The 16,597-nt window shown below is 37.6% G+C and carries 18 protein-coding genes; 4 read left to right on the top strand and 14 right to left on the bottom strand.

The window, feature by feature from the left end; all coding sequences use genetic code 11:
- Positions 1 to 87: 87 nt before the first annotated feature.
- Positions 88 to 771, bottom strand: coding sequence for a ChrR family anti-sigma-E factor (locus HC728_RS07975; RefSeq protein ID WP_017018788.1), 684 nt, complete (start codon positions 769 to 771; stop codon positions 88 to 90).
- The gene (locus HC728_RS07980) at positions 764 to 1,375 is read right to left on the bottom strand and encodes a sigma-70 family RNA polymerase sigma factor (RefSeq protein ID WP_011263593.1); all 612 of its coding nucleotides are present in this window, start codon (positions 1,373 to 1,375) and stop codon (positions 764 to 766) included. The genes HC728_RS07975 and HC728_RS07980 overlap by 8 nt, the downstream gene beginning before the upstream one ends.
- 222 nt (positions 1,376 to 1,597) lie before the next feature.
- Between HC728_RS07980 and HC728_RS07985 the strand changes: the two genes are divergently transcribed.
- Complete coding sequence (locus HC728_RS07985) at positions 1,598 to 1,924, top strand: cytochrome c (protein ID WP_017018789.1); 327 nt, start codon at positions 1,598 to 1,600, stop codon at positions 1,922 to 1,924.
- On the opposite strand, the gene HC728_RS07990 is transcribed toward HC728_RS07985, so the two are convergent.
- The 3 genes from HC728_RS07990 to HC728_RS08000 form a co-directional block, all read right to left on the bottom strand.
- Entirely contained in the window at positions 1,891 to 3,123 is a 1,233-nt protein-coding gene (locus HC728_RS07990) for a cysteine desulfurase-like protein (RefSeq protein ID WP_017018790.1), read from the bottom strand. The genes HC728_RS07985 and HC728_RS07990 overlap by 34 nt on opposite strands.
- Positions 3,107 to 3,763 (bottom strand): 2OG-Fe dioxygenase family protein, encoded by a 657-nt coding sequence (locus HC728_RS07995; protein ID WP_005423158.1) that lies wholly within the window; start codon positions 3,761 to 3,763, stop codon positions 3,107 to 3,109. The genes HC728_RS07990 and HC728_RS07995 overlap by 17 nt, the downstream gene beginning before the upstream one ends.
- Positions 3,764 to 3,992: 229 nt before the next feature.
- Positions 3,993 to 5,195, bottom strand: a complete 1,203-nt coding sequence (locus HC728_RS08000) for a multidrug effflux MFS transporter (protein ID WP_065622574.1) — start codon at positions 5,193 to 5,195, stop codon at positions 3,993 to 3,995.
- Between the two features lie 78 nt (positions 5,196 to 5,273).
- On the opposite strand from HC728_RS08000, the gene HC728_RS08005 reads away from it, so the two are divergent.
- Complete coding sequence (locus tag HC728_RS08005) at positions 5,274 to 6,146, top strand: LysR family transcriptional regulator (RefSeq protein ID WP_065596895.1); 873 nt, start codon at positions 5,274 to 5,276, stop codon at positions 6,144 to 6,146.
- A 94-nt stretch (positions 6,147 to 6,240) separates the two neighbouring features.
- The gene (locus tag HC728_RS08010) at positions 6,241 to 6,861 is read left to right on the top strand and encodes a LysE family translocator (RefSeq protein ID WP_005423161.1); all 621 of its coding nucleotides are present in this window, start codon (positions 6,241 to 6,243) and stop codon (positions 6,859 to 6,861) included.
- A 32-nt stretch (positions 6,862 to 6,893) separates the two neighbouring features.
- Here HC728_RS08010 and HC728_RS08015 read toward each other — a convergent pair whose 3' ends face one another.
- The gene (locus HC728_RS08015) at positions 6,894 to 7,073 is read right to left on the bottom strand and encodes a hypothetical protein (protein WP_017018794.1); all 180 of its coding nucleotides are present in this window, start codon (positions 7,071 to 7,073) and stop codon (positions 6,894 to 6,896) included.
- Between the two features lie 143 nt (positions 7,074 to 7,216).
- Between HC728_RS08015 and HC728_RS08020 the strand changes: the two genes are divergently transcribed.
- Positions 7,217 to 7,963, top strand: a complete 747-nt coding sequence (locus HC728_RS08020; protein ID WP_190395277.1) for a phosphatase — start codon at positions 7,217 to 7,219, stop codon at positions 7,961 to 7,963.
- Positions 7,964 to 8,020: 57 nt separating this feature from the next.
- Here HC728_RS08020 and HC728_RS08025 read toward each other — a convergent pair whose 3' ends face one another.
- The 8 genes from HC728_RS08025 to HC728_RS08060 all read right to left on the bottom strand — a co-directional run bounded on the left by HC728_RS08025 (position 8,021) and on the right by HC728_RS08060 (position 16,552).
- Positions 8,021 to 9,193, bottom strand: a complete 1,173-nt coding sequence (locus HC728_RS08025) for a lipopolysaccharide assembly protein LapB (protein ID WP_190395278.1) — start codon at positions 9,191 to 9,193, stop codon at positions 8,021 to 8,023.
- A complete protein-coding gene (locus HC728_RS08030; RefSeq protein ID WP_011263602.1) occupies positions 9,190 to 9,810 on the bottom strand; it encodes an energy transducer TonB in 621 nt (206 codons plus the stop codon). Before HC728_RS08030 ends, HC728_RS08025 begins: the two co-directional genes overlap by 4 nt.
- Positions 9,810 to 10,214, bottom strand: a complete 405-nt coding sequence (locus HC728_RS08035; protein ID WP_065622572.1) for a biopolymer transporter ExbD — start codon at positions 10,212 to 10,214, stop codon at positions 9,810 to 9,812. Before HC728_RS08035 ends, HC728_RS08030 begins: the two co-directional genes overlap by 1 nt.
- Positions 10,211 to 10,744 (bottom strand): MotA/TolQ/ExbB proton channel family protein, encoded by a 534-nt coding sequence (locus HC728_RS08040; protein ID WP_190395279.1) that lies wholly within the window; start codon positions 10,742 to 10,744, stop codon positions 10,211 to 10,213. Before HC728_RS08040 ends, HC728_RS08035 begins: the two co-directional genes overlap by 4 nt.
- Positions 10,744 to 12,096, bottom strand: coding sequence for a MotA/TolQ/ExbB proton channel family protein (locus HC728_RS08045; RefSeq protein ID WP_017018801.1), 1,353 nt, complete (start codon positions 12,094 to 12,096; stop codon positions 10,744 to 10,746). Before HC728_RS08045 ends, HC728_RS08040 begins: the two co-directional genes overlap by 1 nt.
- A 1-nt stretch (position 12,097) precedes the next feature.
- Positions 12,098 to 12,859: a DUF3450 domain-containing protein gene (locus HC728_RS08050; protein ID WP_017018802.1), complete on the bottom strand. Its 762-nt coding sequence runs from the start codon at positions 12,857 to 12,859 to the stop codon at positions 12,098 to 12,100.
- Positions 12,860 to 13,052: 193 nt separating this feature from the next.
- Positions 13,053 to 14,663: a PTS transporter subunit EIIC gene (locus tag HC728_RS08055; RefSeq protein ID WP_065624275.1), complete on the bottom strand. Its 1,611-nt coding sequence runs from the start codon at positions 14,661 to 14,663 to the stop codon at positions 13,053 to 13,055.
- 293 nt (positions 14,664 to 14,956) lie between these two features.
- Positions 14,957 to 16,552: an ABC-F family ATPase gene (locus HC728_RS08060; RefSeq protein WP_005423173.1), complete on the bottom strand. Its 1,596-nt coding sequence runs from the start codon at positions 16,550 to 16,552 to the stop codon at positions 14,957 to 14,959.
- Positions 16,553 to 16,597: the final 45 nt, after the last annotated feature.

Here is a 16,597-nt window from a genome sequence, read left to right on the forward strand (position 1 = left end):
TATCTTAGTCATACACCTATATACGCTTAACGAAATATAAAAGATCACATCCTGTGATCTTTTATCTTCATAATTTAAGTATGGTTGCTAATACAATAAATTTCCAATTGGATTGAATAACTTACTTAACCCTTGTTTAAAGTATAGTGGTGCATTTTGAACCGTGTAACACAAACAGCCTTCTGACGTTTTAGGGCTGTGGCTATTTGAAGCGTCTAGCCAAATAAAATCCCCTTTTTGATAATGACCAGATTCATCTTCAAAGCTGCCATCGAGTAATAAGGTTAACTCAAATCCTTTGTGTGTATGATGAGGAATTTCACCACCGGGCTTAATATGAAGTAGGTTAGAACGCGTGTCTTGTTCCTCATTTAAACGAGTTCGACTCACTGCACCTAAATGATTCCATTTTAAGTTGTCGTATCGATGTAAAATGTAAGGAAGCTGATATTCTTTATCATCAATAAATAGTGTATATACAGGCTCTGGAGCTAAATAAGTTGGCTCTATTTCTAAGGCCATGATATTAGCTAACATAGAGTCGAAACCATCACTGTCACTTACTTTCTCATTCGCTTGCTTTTCTTCTTTACTGGTTGTTGAATTCCATGTTTTGCTCGCAAGACGATGAGTAATAGCATCAAGTTTCTTTTGACACTGTGGACATAATTCACAGTGTAATGAAATAGCCACGGCTAATGATTCGGGTAAATCACCATTTGCATGAGAACTCAAAAGCTCATCTTTGGGGTGGTAAGTGATCTTATTCATGCTCATACTCCTGACGCAATTTAGTTAACGCTAAGCGTAATCGAGATTTTATCGTTCCTATTGGCTCTGCAAGCTGTTCAGATAACTCTTGCTGAGTTAGCCCTTGCACATATAATCCTTCAATGACTATTCGTTGAGGTAATGGCAATAGCATGAGTGCTTTTTCAAGGTTCTTATTCTCGAGGAAATCAACCGAATTAGTTTCAACTTGTTTGTCGTATAGTGGCCACAAATCCTCACTAATTGTATCTTCTTTATTAGTTTGAATTTTTCTTAACATATCGAAGCTATGGTTACGCATAATAGTAAAAATCCAACCTGAGGCATTGCCTTTACTACGGTTGAATAATGTGGCTTTTCGCCAAACTAACGTCATCGTTTCTTGAACTAAGTCCATTGCTAAACTTTGATCATTAAATCGTTTTAAACCATACATTTTGATCTTAGGAGCAAACCACTTAAAAAGCTCAGCGAATGCAACTTTATCTTGCGTCTCACCGACTTTTCTTAACCAAGAATCTATTTGAACCGAACTGTCTTTGTCACTGTTCGGTCTATCTGCAATGCTCACTCGAGTGACAACCTCTACCTGTTGAATATGCATATCGACTCCCTCTATTTTTTATCTATTACGAGAGAGAGAATAAAAAAGATCACTATAAAATATAAAACATCTTATTTTGAGCATAGTTGAATGATCACAAAATCAGAAGAAAACTAAAAAAGTAATGATATAAATAAGTTAGCAAATTAAATGTACTTACAATTAATCAGTTGAATTATAGTCAAATTAAATAATAATGAATTTTTTTAACCGTGATTTTCTATGAAAAAATTCATTCTGCTTCTTCTAATTTCATTTTCTACATCTGTATACAGCTATGAATACGGTGATCCAGTCAAAGGAAAAGTAAAAGCGCCTAGTTGTATTTTCTGCCATGGCGAAACAGGTAAGGCAAGCAATAGTGCGTACCCTAATTTGGATATGCAAAATGAAATGTATCTATATTTATCGATGAAGTCCTATCAAAACGATGAAAGGAAAGGCCCTCTTGCACAAATGATGAAGGCCCAATTACAACGATTAAACGATCAAGATTTAAGAGACATTGCCGCTTTCTATGCAAAGGCATCTAAAAGCGAAAACAAATAATCGATTTCTTCTATGGTGTTGTAATGCATAAAGCCAATACGGACAACACCTCCTCGCTCATAAAAACCTAGCTGTTTAATTAAACCAATTGCATAAAAATGTCCGCTCCATACACATACATTATATTCCGCCAATATTTTTGCTATCTTTTCAGGCTTTATCCCATCAATACGAAGTGCAAACGTTGGAGTGCGCTCAGACAATTTATTCTTATCAGTAATACCATATAAACGAATCCACGGACGTACAGCGAGTTTATTTAAAAAATGCTGTGTTAATTCATCTTCATGTATTTGGTACTGTTCAAAGCTCTTTTTCAACCTATCCCTTAAAGAAAGGGACTCATCTCCCCATTGAGCCAAGTATTCAACAGCACTCGTTAAGCCCGCTAAAGCCTCAAAACTTTGAGTTCCCGTTTCAAATCGACCGGGTCCAACATTTGTCGCTGGCTCAACTTTATAGGGGGATAAAGCGTACATCCATTTTGGCGATACATAAGCAATGCCCACATGAGGCCCAAAAAATTTATATGCCGAACACGCTAAAAAGTCACATCCAAGCGCTTGAACATCAATAAGATGATGTGGGGCATAATGAACAGCATCCACATAAACCATGGCGTTCACTTGATGTGCTGCTTCAACGATCGATTTCACATCAACAATTGATCCTGTGGTGTTAGACGCATAAGTGGTTGCGACTAATTTCGTTTTTTCTGTTAATAATGAATAAAGGTGTTCCATATCCAAAGTACAGTCATCTTCTTTAATTCTTACTTGATGAACAATCACCCCTTTATCTTCTGCAGCTTGCTGCCAACTTGATACGTTTGAATAGTGATCAAGTGCCGTGACAATAATCTCATCCCCTCTTTTCCAGTCTCGGCTAATAGATCGACTCAGCTGAAAAGTAAGTGAAGTCATATTAGGGCCAAAGATGATGTTTTCTTCGCTCTTCGCATTGAGCAATGCCGCACAAGAAAGTCGAGCTTGATTTAATACATCATTCGTATTTTTACTGGAAAAAAAGTGTCCGCCCAAGTTTGAATTGGAAAAACCAAGATAGTGAGACATGGAATCAATCACCCTTTGAGGCACTTGTGATCCACCCGGCCCATCAAAAAAAATAACGGGTTTATTGTCTACCTCTTGCGTTAAAGAAAGGAACTGCGTTCTAACGTTATTAGGAGTGAAATTCATCAACATTATCCTTAGCGGTTAAAACAAAAACATCCATATGACCTTCTTTCTGCTGATCAATTAAACGGATTGGTTTACCGTTGTGCCAAAGTTTTCTATCGTCAACAAGGGCAACATCACCATCTGCTAAGATCTTCTTAAAGAATGGCGTTTCATCAGAATTTTCATAAACTAATAATTCTCCACCTTCTATATTGGAGCGATCGATACCAATAATGGCAATGTGGTCGAAACCATCTTGGTGCACACCCTCTGGCGCTATTTCAGTTTCATCATATATCGCAGCAATGCGCATTTGATGAATTTCAATTTCTTGTCCATTTGGAAGATCATTTAAATCCATAAATATCTGGCACATTTCTAACATACCATCACTATGTAGAATACCTGACTCTATGGCTTCAAACTCACGAAGAACATCACCTTGAAAATGATTAATATCTTCGCTTTGAACAAAATTATGCTTATTAGTTTCGATAATTTTTTCATTAACAATGCGGATAACTGAATACCGTCGTAAACGATAATTACCATCTGCATAAGTTGTTTTTGGAAGACCAGAAAAGGAAGGAGCAAGTTGATGAACAGCATCATGACTCAAATGAGTAAGCTGTAATGACATTTCGTGTGAGTGATACATAATGCCTCCTGCATAATATACTTAACAATTAAGTTACACTTTATTATTTACGCAGAAATCCTGATAAATCAAACTAAACAGTTATTTCATTCACTCAAATATATAAAATCAAGATATAAATTCAATATCATTAATTTATTTAGTCATTAACACCAATAAGAGCCAACCTAAAGATAAAATAACAACATCCTTCACTAAATTAACGCTAACATTATAATTTAAAAGGTATTTATTTTAGCTGAGTCTGCTTATTCCACAATAAGACCAATAACATACTTATTGTTATCACTAAATAAAATATGCCTAAATTTACTTGGTCCGTTACCCAGTTTTTTACTAAATATCCTCCTAAAAGACCTGAAAGACACATTTGAACTGAGCCTGATAACGCGGAGATAGTTCCTACTTTATGTGTATGGGGGGCAAGTAATAAATTGATTGATAATGGAAAGCTGATCCCTTGTGCTATTGCAAGTAAAGTAAACGCAAAAACCAGTGAAAAAATGGACGTTGAAGCGAAAAGTAACCATAAACCTGAGATAGTCATAATCACTAACGCTAAGCTCATTAATTGATTAATCGACCATCGTTTATTTAAACTATTAAGCAAAAAGCTTCCCATCATAAGCCCAGCAGATGGGATGATCATGGTTTGACCATATTCTGCTGCGGTTAATCCAAAGCCGTCTTGTAGTAAAAATGGCAAAAGCGAAACGGAAACCAAACTTGCGAGATAACTTACCCAATTTAATCCCGCACTAGAGATAATTTGAGGGTTTCTAATTAATGCAGCGTAATCTCGTAACGTCTGAGTAATACTGAACTTTTGAGGCGCATAAGGTAACGTTTCAGGCAAAATAAAATAACCGATTACTAATATTGAAATTAGATAAATAAGTACAAAGCCAAAAACCCATTGCCAACTAAAGTGCCATGCAATCCATCCTCCAATAACAGGAGCAAGAATAGGTAAAATGGATGCAGTAATCGATATGTAAGACATGGCTTTAGTTAGGTGGTAACCACTATAACTATCTCGTAAAACACTCCGCCCTAATACAGATGCACTACCAGCACCCAACCCTTGTAATAAGCGACCTAAGACTAATGCCGTAAAATTATCGGTCATTGTGAAGCAAAGCAAGGTGCCAACTAAATACACACCCTGACCCAATATAAAAATAGGACGTCTTCCTAACGCATCAGATAATGGGCCATAAAATAGCTGTGAGCCACCAAACCCGACCAAAAATAAAGTCACAAGTAACTGAACATCAGCAGAAGATATACCCAGTTCTTGGCTAATAAGTGGCAAAGAAGGCAAGTAGATACTTACACCGACTTGCCCCGTAGCGATGATCATCATAGCTAAAAGCAAAGGTGTTTTATTTAATCGGCTTGGCGACAATGTATCTGTATTATTTATATTCATAATGTTAGTTTACATTGACCCTATATAAATGATAATAGACTATATAGGAATCACATTAATTCCTAACAGGACTGAATTATGGATTGGATTGAGAGCGTTAAAAGCTATATCAAAGTCGTTGAAGAAGGCAGTTTTAATGCAGCGGCCTACCAACTAAATACTTCGGGTTCAGCAATTAGTAAACGTATTAATTGGCTTGAAGAGCGTGTTGGAGTTCAACTCTTAACACGAACCACACGTTCTGTTCATCAAACAGAAGCTGGTCTACTTTTTTATCAACGAGCAAGGTTACAGTTAGATCAATGGCAACACCTAGTTGATGAAACACGTGCCATAAACCAAACTCCTGCAGGACTATTAAAGATCGGCGCAACACTTGCAGTTGGATCCAAATTTATCATTAAATATCTTGATGAATTCTTAGCCACTTATCCAAAAATCAAAGTTCAACTAATTACGACTCTTCCAGGACAAGTTCCTGAGCATAATGTAGATGTGTTTATCAGCCGTGAGTTAGAGCAACTCAATACGTTTAGCTACAAAGCTACGCATTTATTTGAGCATCACTCTGGTTTTTTCGCTTCTAAAGATTATCTCGATAAATATGGGATACCAAATAACATTAATGAACTAAAGAAGCACAATATGCTCATTTGGGGTGAACGACCAATAAGGGAAATTAAGTTAGCTAACAATAAAAGAGTGACGTTACGTGGTAACTTCGCAACCACCAACCCTGAAGCATTATTTCATGCAGCAAAGCGAGGTATGGGGATATTATTAACCAGCCAGCAAATGGTTATAGATGATCTTCAATCTGGTGCATTAGTTCCTATTCTTCCAGACATTACGGCCGACCATACTAGAGTAAATGCGTATTACCATGCTTTAGATTATGAGCACACAAGAACTCAATTATTCATTAAATATCTAAAAACTAAATTAAGTTGAACTTACATCACATTATTAACCAGAAGGATGTATTGCATTAGATTATAAATTCCGTACTCTGTGCCTCTATCTTTGTTGATTAAGTTGTAAGTAAATGAATACGGCAATTCTTTGGGCGTTCATCCCCACTTTCTTTTTTGTGTCTGTAACTCCAGGTATGTGTATGACCTTAGCACTTAGCCTTGGAATGAGTATTGGATATAAACGTACACTTTGGATGATGATTGGAGAACTGATTGGTGTAGCACTTGTTGCTGTATCTGCCGTATTAGGCGTTGCTGCAATTATGCTGAATTATCCGTGGTTATTTACAATTTTTAAAGCCATTGGAGCGAGTTATCTAGCCTATATAGGTATACAAATGTGGCGCTCTAAGGGGAAACTCGCCATGTCAGGTGAGCAAACCGAAGTCGTGAAAGGTAAAGATTGGGATTTAGTTGTTCAGGGGTTTGTTACAGCGATTGCAAATCCGAAAGGTTGGGCATTTATGATATCTTTATTACCACCGTTTATTGATGGCAATCATGCAATTGCACCACAATTACTGGCTTTGGTCTCAATTATCTTGATGTGTGAATTTCTGTGTATGACACTTTATGCGGTTGGCGGGAAAGGGTTAAAGCGTGTTCTTGGACAATCAAATAACGTCAAAATCATGAATAGAATTGCCGGTAGCTTGATGATTGGTGTTTCAGTATGGTTATTCATGAGCTAAGTTTGATTTACACTCAATAATACAAATCGATGCTAGTTCTTCATCACTAGAGCTAGCATATCCAATTCTTCATCAGTAAGAATTGCATTATCTACTCGTTCACTATCTGCCGTTTTTTCTTTCAGTTTTTGACTTACCATTGACTGAAGATTGCGCAGTTGTTGTATACTTAAACTATTCAATTCAATCTTTACGCTTTCTTGATAATTCATAAATATTTCCATTCATTTTTTATTAATCATTGACAATATTGATAGTAGTTCCCTTTTTCCTACACATTGTCAGACAAATGTAAAAGATAAAAGTTGCAAAAATAAGTTAAACTGATCGCACTATTGTTATATGGAGGAAACAAATGCGCATTCAAGTAGATACACACACCCATACTTATGCTAGTGGCCACGCATACAGTACAATAATAGAAAATGCATTTGCTGCATCGCAACTCGGTCTACCTATGTTCTGTACAACCGACCATACCTCTTCCATGCCTGGCGCACCCCATTACTGGTTTTTTAATAACCAACGTGTTCTTCCTAGATTTATACATAACGTTGCGATCGTTCGTGGCTGTGAAGCGAATATTTGCAATGATGGTGAAATCGATATACCACCTTCGGTTGACTCTCATCTCGATTGGGTCATTGCTAGCTTCCATGAGCCTGTATTTCCATCTAAAGATAGCCTAGTACACACTCAAGCATTGATCAAAGTAATATGTTCAAATCGAGTGGATGCTCTGGGGCATTTAGGAAATCCAAATTTTGATTTCGATTTTGAGGCTGTTATTGCTTGTGCTGCAGAATATAATGTTGCTATAGAGCTAAATAACACCTCACTAAAAGGTGAGACTAGAATTGGAAGTATTGATCGCTGTTATGAAATAGCTAAAGTAGCAAAAAGACTAGGTGCATACGTAACAACGGGCAGTGATGCGCACTTTTGTGAGGACATTGGTAAATTTAGTAAAGTTGAACAACTTATTAATGATGTTGATTTTCCACTGGATAAAGTGATTACCCATACTCCTAAACAATTTTTAGACTTCTTGGCGCTTAGAGGAAGAGCTCCGATTGAAGAATTTAAAAAATTAATGGTTTAAATAAATTAATCGGGAAAGTGTATTAGCACTTTCCTGGCTTAAACTTAACTTTATATGCTAAGAATCTTCACTCACTTTTCTTAGATTTGATAGATAATTAACCCAGCCTTTTGTTTCATTTGTACTGGTAATATCATTGGCTTTTTTCGCCTTAATTAAGCTTTCTTCGATACGATTCAACTTATAGTATGCTTTTGCTTGTGCAAGTAAAACCGCTTGTTTTTTCTTAGGATCCTTCACCTTAGCTAATGAAAGCAAAGCCAATTGGTACTCTTTTTGTTGAAGCAATAACTGAGCTTCTTGCCAATAATATCGTGGAGAGACTTTAGCCGCTTTCCCCCAATAAAGAATTGATTGCTGCCATTCTTTTGCTTGTTGCCAATACACGGCTTGCTCAACCAATAAATCAACATCTGTATTTGCTTTTGATAAACGCTTCAACGTAATAGCAGCTTGCTCTGGAATACCTTGCTTTGCATATAGCTGAGCTAATAACATAATATCTTGCTCAGGTAAGGGTAAGCCTTTTCTATCTGCTAATACCAAAACACTTAATGCTTGTTTTGTTTGATGTAACTGTAAATGTGCAGTCACAAGTTGACGCCACCATGTCAATTTTTCTGGTTCAAGTACAATGAGTCGCTCTAAAGTTGGGATCACAGATTTCCATTGTTTTAGTTGAACTTGAGAGCCAAATTTTAGTGATAAAGGCGTTAACGAATCTGGTTGGCGATAAGATTCATATCGCTGAATGGCTTTTAGTGTAGAGCTGAATTCCGAGAGTTGATAATGAATTTGAGCTATTCTAAGCCAAAGTTCATTTCCTTTTTCATTCTTAGGAATCGATTTAACTAACTGATAATAATGAAGGAGCGCTTTTTTATATTGTTGATCCATTAACAAAAGATCAGCGAGCATTCTCTCCGTTACCCATGCTTGGGTATCTTTTAGCTCGCCACTGGATACCGCGTAATCTAACTTTTTTATCGCTAACGATTTTTGATTATTTTCCCAATAAAAAACACCAAGCATACGAGCAACAAACGCTCTATCATAAGCTTTCGATGTATTGACACCACTAAGCACTTCTATTGCTTCATTTAACTTTTCTTGCTGTTGTAAGCTTTGTGCTCTTTGCACTTTATTGGCTGTATATTTGCTTAATTCCGTCGAATGTACATTTACAGCCCACGCAACTAACATGCTCATTAGTACTAATTTCTTCATCATTCGGCTAATTTAAACTCCAATCTTACGGTTTGGTTTTGCTGAATAATCGCTTTTCCTTCGACCAACTTAGGCTGATATTTCCACTGTTTTAACGCACGCATCGCATCACGATCAAATAGTCGTTTTGGCTTTGCTTCTTGTACAGAAATCGCAAATGGCTTCCCTGTCTCATCAATAGAGAATGACATAATCACATAGCCTTCAATACGTCGTTTTAAAGCACGGCTTGGATATTTAGGCTCAACCCGATACAAAGGCATCGCTTGTTGATTTGTTTTAAAACTTCCAAATGTTGGTGCGCTAATTTTTAAGCCATTTATTGCGGTATCTAAGCCAGATGAAGACATTGGTGTCACAGGCATCACTGAAGAAACTTCAGATTGAGACTGTGAAAGCTTTGCTTCTGGCGGCTGCTCTAATGGTTTAGGCTGCTCTGGTACAGAACGTTGGCGACGCTGTATCTCACTTTCCGGTTCAACCATCATCATGGTAAAGCTTAACTGTTCACTTGCCTCTGGCTTTGCTTGATTACCGTTATCAACCATCCATGCCATTAAAGAAAACAAAGCGATACTAATGGCAACAGCAATTGGCAACGCCATTAATAACCTAAACATTATCGCTTCTCCGCTGCTAATGCGATTTGCTTAACACCAGCACCTTTTGCAGCATCCATTACTTTTACAACCGTTCCGTTATAAGCATGTTCGTCAGCTTGAATCACTAATGAGGCTTCAGGTTGCTCTAATAGCAAATGCTCAAGAGTGGCTTGCACACGCTCTACATCTACTATTCTCTTATCGATATAAATGTCATTTGATGAATTAATCGCAACAAATATGCCTGCGTCTTTCTGGCTAACCACATTCGATGCTTCTGGTCGATTTACCTCAACCCCTGATTCACGTACAAACGAACTGGTTACAATGAAAAAGATCAACATAATAAATACGATATCTAACATGGAAGTAAGATCGATTTGTGCTTCTTCTGTTTTTGTATCACGTCTTCCGAGTCTCATTTCGGACTCCTTAATGATTTTTCAAGTTTTAATTCACGTAAACGGCAGGTCTTTGAAAGTCGAGCATGAACAAATAGACCAGCTAGTGCTGCAACCATTCCAGCCATTGTAGGTAATGTCGCTAAAGAAATACCCGATGCCATTAGCTTAGGCTGACTACTGCCTAATGTTGCCATCACATCAAACACGGAGATCATTCCTGTTACTGTGCCTAATAACCCAAGCATTGGGCAAATTGACACTAACCATTTAATAAAATTCAAATGCTGATTAAGTTCTATATGCGCTTGACTTAGCCAACTATCTCGAATTGCATGGGCATGCCAAGAATCATGCTCTTCACGTTGATGCCATTGCGAGATCCATAATTGACGTCGCTTTGGAAAGTAAAAAAACAAGTAAATTACCCGCTCAACGACAAACAACCAACATACAATGACAACAGCAGCAAGCCACCACAGAATGTGTCCACCCTGCTCCATAAACTGCATTAAGGTATCAAGCCAATTATGTAGCCATGACACTGCCATTAGCTCTCATTTCCTGCAGTCGATTTTGCTTGTTGTTTTTCAGCTTGAATCGCCACTAAACCAATACCTTGTTTTTCTAAAATACTACGAACATTTTCAGCTTGAGTACTTAAGATATTGTGTGCAAATAGTAACGGCATTGCTGCGACTAAACCAAGAACGGTAGTAACAAGTGCCATGGATATTCCCCCAGCCATCACTTTAGGATCGCCATTACCAAACTGAGTAATCACTTGGAAAGTTTCAATCATGCCTGTTACGGTTCCTAATAGCCCTAACATCGGTGCTAGTGCAGCAAGTAGTTTGAGCATTGAAAGACCTTTTTCAAGTCCTTGCTGTTCATCGACTATCGCTTCTAACAGTCGTAATTCAAGAGACTCTACATTACGATGCTTTTCTTCATCATAAACAGATAAAATTCGTCCTAATGGGTTATCTGTAGGGGTTTCGGGTGTCTTTAACTGCTTTTTGATTTGCTGCTGTACAAGAGCAAGTTTACTTCCTCTAAATATCGCAATAATTAAGCCGATAGCAAGTAAGGCAAGAATAATCTGACCAACGACACCACCAGCTTGTAATCTCTCAAATAAACTAGGTGTTAGTGCCAATTGATCTAGCATAAAACCTCTTGAAGGATCGACAATCATCGTCTCGACATTACCTTCTGACAGTTCAGATAGAGAGTTTAGTGTAGGTCCATTTTCAGGTTGCTTACTGTAATAAGTGGCATCTTGACGTTTACCATCCCAATGTAAATAACCTTGCTCAGAGATTAAGCCAATAGAACCAATACGGTACGCTAATTGTGGAGCGATATTCCCTTCTCCATCAATCACCTTTACCTCTGATTCTTTTAATTCAGCACTTGCTTGGATCTGCTCATCCATACTTAGCCATAGATCCGTTAACTGATGTAACGTAGGTAATGTTTTTGCAGCAACGATGCTTGTGACCGCCTGTGAATATTGCGTGCTATCCGCTCCAGTAACACTGGTTTGGTTTTCACTTTCTAATTCTTTTGCCGCTTGTCTAACCACGCCAAATAGCTCACCTAAGCTCCCTGTATCTAAGCGTAGTTTTTCTTCTTGTTTAGCTAATTCACCTTCGTTTTTACTGAAAGTTTTAGCTAGCATATCGATTTGATTTTGAACCTTGCGTTTACGCTCTTCTAGCGCTTTCTTTTGAGCTAAGTATTCTTTCTCTGTTAATTTAAAACCAGACTCTCTTTGAGCATTATGTGTTGCTTGTTCTTTATTATAGGTCTGTGCAGTCTTTGTTAACTCACTTTGAGCACTCGCAGTAAACGAAAGACTTAATAAACCGATGCAAAGAAGTTTTACTACATAATTCATTTTATTTCTTCTCCGCAATATTTAGTGATACAGGTAAAGTAAGCAAACTTGGGGCGATTTCTTTATTTGCTACCGCATAAGCTTTATCTAACTCAGAATTCAACGAGGAATCTAATAAGATCCACGCTTTTGCTTTCTGATCCCAAGTCCAATATTTATCTTGGTTAAAGTTACGCGCAATTAAGGATATGCGGCCTAAATAAAGGATATTTGCTTGAATTTTCTTACCATTATCAAAAGAAATTTCTCCCTGATAAACTCCAAGCTTGGTTCCATAATCTAGCTCGATTTGATACGCCTCTAAAATACGACGATATTTCTCAGCATCGCTCACATTCGCAATGGTCATCATTGTTTCTAACTTTTCAATACGCTGATAACGTTGTTCTGCACGAAGTGGCTTGTCATTTTTAACCGTATTTTTCAAGCCATCGATCATTTTATACATCAAAGGCACAACACCTTGTCTTGTTTGCTCAATGTCTGAAATTTGTTGATTAATGTTCTTTAATTCACGATGCTGATCATCAACTAACGCGGTTAAATGCTTACGATAAACATCTAAATTTTTTAACTCATCTTCTAGTTGTTCAATATCAGCTTGATATGACAGTGTATTATCCGCACTCTTATTGATACGCGTTTGGCTTTGAGAAGCTTCGGTATTTGTTTTATTTTGAATTGCTTGAGCCGAGCTTAAATCACTCGCGTTCGCGACTACCGTGTGGGTTATTGCTATCAACAACAATGCTTTTTTCATCATAATCAAATTCTTTATTAATCAGTAATAAATACAATTAAGCAATGGTATCAGGTACAGCCCAACAAAGTAACGTGATGCAGTGAAGCAATGCGATAAAACTCTTAGTTAACCTAATAACAAATAAACACTTAAAAACAAAAAAACGGAAGACCCTATTGGATCTTCCGCTTTAAAAGTGAATCAAATAATACAGTTACAAATTATACTTATCGAGGATCTGATTCTTATATATCTCCGCTTGTGTGCCGTAAATGATTTGAACGCCATTACCAGAGCGGATCACCCCTTTTGCTTGCAATGATCGCCATACCTCATCAGAAGCGACAATATCCGTCTCTTTTACTGTGACTCTCAAACGAGTAATACATGCGTCAAGACTCTCAATATTGTTAATGCCTCCGAGTTCCTTCACGATATCGTCAATTAACTCTGATGATTTATTCTTTTTATAGCTGTCTCTTGTTTGCAGTTTATTATCTGCATCATTTCGCCCTGGAGTTGAATAATTGAACTTACGGATCATAAAACTAAAGATAAAGTAATAAACCACTGAATAAATTGGTCCTAAAATCAGGATCCACTGATAATCCGTTTTCTCTGTACCTTGTAATAGACCAAAGAAGGTAAAATCAATCAGGCCTCTTGAGAAGGTAATACCTACCGCCACATCTAGCATGTGCATTAACATGTAAGATAACCCCTCAAGTACTGCATGAATCGCATACAATGCAGGAGCAACAAATAAGAAGGTAAACTCTAATGGCTCAGTAATACCGGTTAAAAACGACGTTAGCGCTGCCGAAATTAAAATGCCTTTAACCATCTTTTTATTTTTGTCATCGGCACAACGATACATAGCAAAAGCTGCAGCAGGCAAACCAAACATCATAGGTAAAAAGCCACCCGTCATTGTTCGAGTTGCTTCAGAGCTGAAATGCGTTACTGTTGGATCAGCAAGCTGTGCAAAGAATATTTTCTGCCCCCCAGAAACCATTTGCCCAGCAACTTCCTGCACTCCACCTAATTCGGTATACCAAAATAGAGGATAAATAGCGTGATGTAAGCCAAATACATTAAGAATACGCATTCCAGAACCATAAAAGAATGTACCTATGTATCCCATAGCGGAGAATGCCTCGCCCGCTGCCACAATGCTTTTAAAAATAGTTGGCCAAATAATCGGAAACAAAAACGCCAGAGGAATAAAGTAAAGCATTGTCATTACTGGAACTAAACGGTTTCCACTAAAGAATGCCAGATAATCTGGTAACTGTTTATTTGAGTATTTATTCGTTAAATATGCTGCTAATAAACCACAGATGATCCCACCAAACACCCCTGTTTGTAAGGTAAACATTCCTAGTTCATGCGTATAAAGAGATGACAGGCCTACTGCTTCTACTGGGTCATATCCCGAAGCAATTAACCCATCAACCGTTGTCGTTTCAGGCGTTAATCCTTGAAAACCTAATATTGTTCCAATAACAGTGTGAAATAATAGAAAACCAATCACCGCAGAAATTGCAGCCGTTTCTTTGTTTTTGTTTGCCATTCCGATTGCAACACCAACAGCAAATAAGAGCGGTAAATTCATAAAAACAAACAAACCGGCTTTGAAACAAAGAATCAAAAATTGGTTAGCCACAGTACCGGGCTGTAAAAAAGTTAGATTATATGTATCAATCAGTGGTCCACTGGTAAACGCCCCACCGACTCCCAGTAAAATACCAGCCATCGGCAACACTGCTATTGGTAGCATAAATGCTCGACCAATCCTTTGTAGCATTGAAAATATGTTTTCCATTTTTATCTCCAGTTAACAAATAGACCCAACCAATAAACAATCTGATTTTTATTTCACTAAATAAATTATTATGAAGTTATGCTCCAAAAGATAACATTATGGAGTTTAACTTCAAGATGTAAAAATTGTAATGTAGATCTACTTCAATGAATTTTTGATAAAACGAAAATTAAGTGTGATTTCGAGCGGATTTAATCGAGAAGTGAGTATTTTTCTATAATGCCGAATTTAAAACAAAAAAAATGGAAGCGATGAGTCGCTTCCATTTAATTTGATTAAAGGAAAATCAGGAATTAACCTTTAAGACCTTGTTTCTTTAGGTATTCTTCGTATGTACCGTGGAAATCGTTCACGCCATCTTTTGTGATTTCGATGATGCGTGTTGCAATTGAAGATACGAACTGACGGTCATGAGATACAAACATTAATGTACCTTTGTAGTTCTCTAGAGCCAAGTTCAATGCTTCAATTGATTCCATATCCATGTGGTTTGTTGGTTCATCCATAAGAAGGATGTTTGGCTTTTGCATGATCAGCTTACCAAATAACATACGACCTTGCTCACCACCAGAAATCACTTTAACTGATTTCTTAATGTCGTTTTGAGAGAAAAGCATACGACCAAGAATGCCACGAACCACTTGTTCGTCATCGCCTTCTTGTTTCCACTGACCCATCCAATCTAATAGGTTTAGATCTTCTGCAAAGTCGTGACCGTGATCTTGAGCATAGAAACCAATATTGTTGTTTTCAGACCATTTGATCATGCCTGACATTGGTTCCATTGCACCAGCTAACGTATTTAAGAACGTTGATTTACCGATACCATTCTCACCGATGATCGCGATACGCTCACCCACTTCAACCATTAGATTTACACCGTTGATTAAAATGTTTTCGCCGTAACCTTGTTTTAAACCTTCCACTTCTAACGCATTACGGAAAAGTGGTTTCTCTTGGTCAAAACGGATAAATGGAGATTGACGGCTTGATGCTTTGATCTCAGTTAATTGAATTTTATCCAGTTGTTTTTGACGAGAGGTTGCTTGTTTCGCTTTTGATGCGTTTGCAGAGAAACGGCTTACGAACGTTTGTAAGTCAGCAATTTGTGCTTTCTTCTTCGCATTATCTGCTTGAAGTTGTTCACGAGCTTGTTCTGCTGCTGTCATGTACTCATCGTAGTTACCTGGGAACAAGCAAAGTTCACCGTAATCTAAGTCAGCCATGTGCGTACATACTGAGTTTAAGAAATGACGGTCGTGCGAGATGATGATCATTGTACAGTTACGAGCAAGAAGAATATCTTCTAACCACGCAATAGTGTGCATGTCCAAGTTGTTCGTTGGTTCGTCAAGAAGCATGATATCTGGTTCTGCGAATAGAACTTGTGCTAAAAGAACACGAACTTTAAGACCAGGAGCAACTTCACTCATTAAACCGAAGTGTTGTGATTCAGGAAGACCTAAACCTAATAGAAGTTCACCTGCACGAGCTTCAGCAGAGTAGCCATCCATTTCAGCGAATTCAGTTTCTAAATCACCAACACGCATACCATCTTCATCAGACATTTCTGGTAAAGAATAGATACGGTCGCGTTCTTCTTTGATTTTCCACAGTTCTTTATGACCCATGATAACAGTGTCAATTACTGTGTATTCTTCAAATGCGAACTGATCTTGACCTAATTTAGCCATACGCTCATTAGGGTCAGTTGATACTGTACCAGCTGATTGCTCCAACTCTCCACCCAAGATTTTCATAAAGGTAGATTTACCACAGCCATTCGCGCCGATTAAACCGTAACGGTTACCGTTACCAAACTTAACAGAAATATTTTCAAAAAGTGGCTTATCGCCAAATTGCATTGTGATGTTAGCAGTCGTTAGCACAGTACATTCCAATTATTGATCAATGAGACAGAAAAAAGCTGGCAC

It is taken from the genome of Aliivibrio sp. S10_S31 (assembly GCF_014694495.1).
GTDB lineage: Bacteria > Pseudomonadota > Gammaproteobacteria > Enterobacterales > Vibrionaceae > Aliivibrio > Aliivibrio fischeri.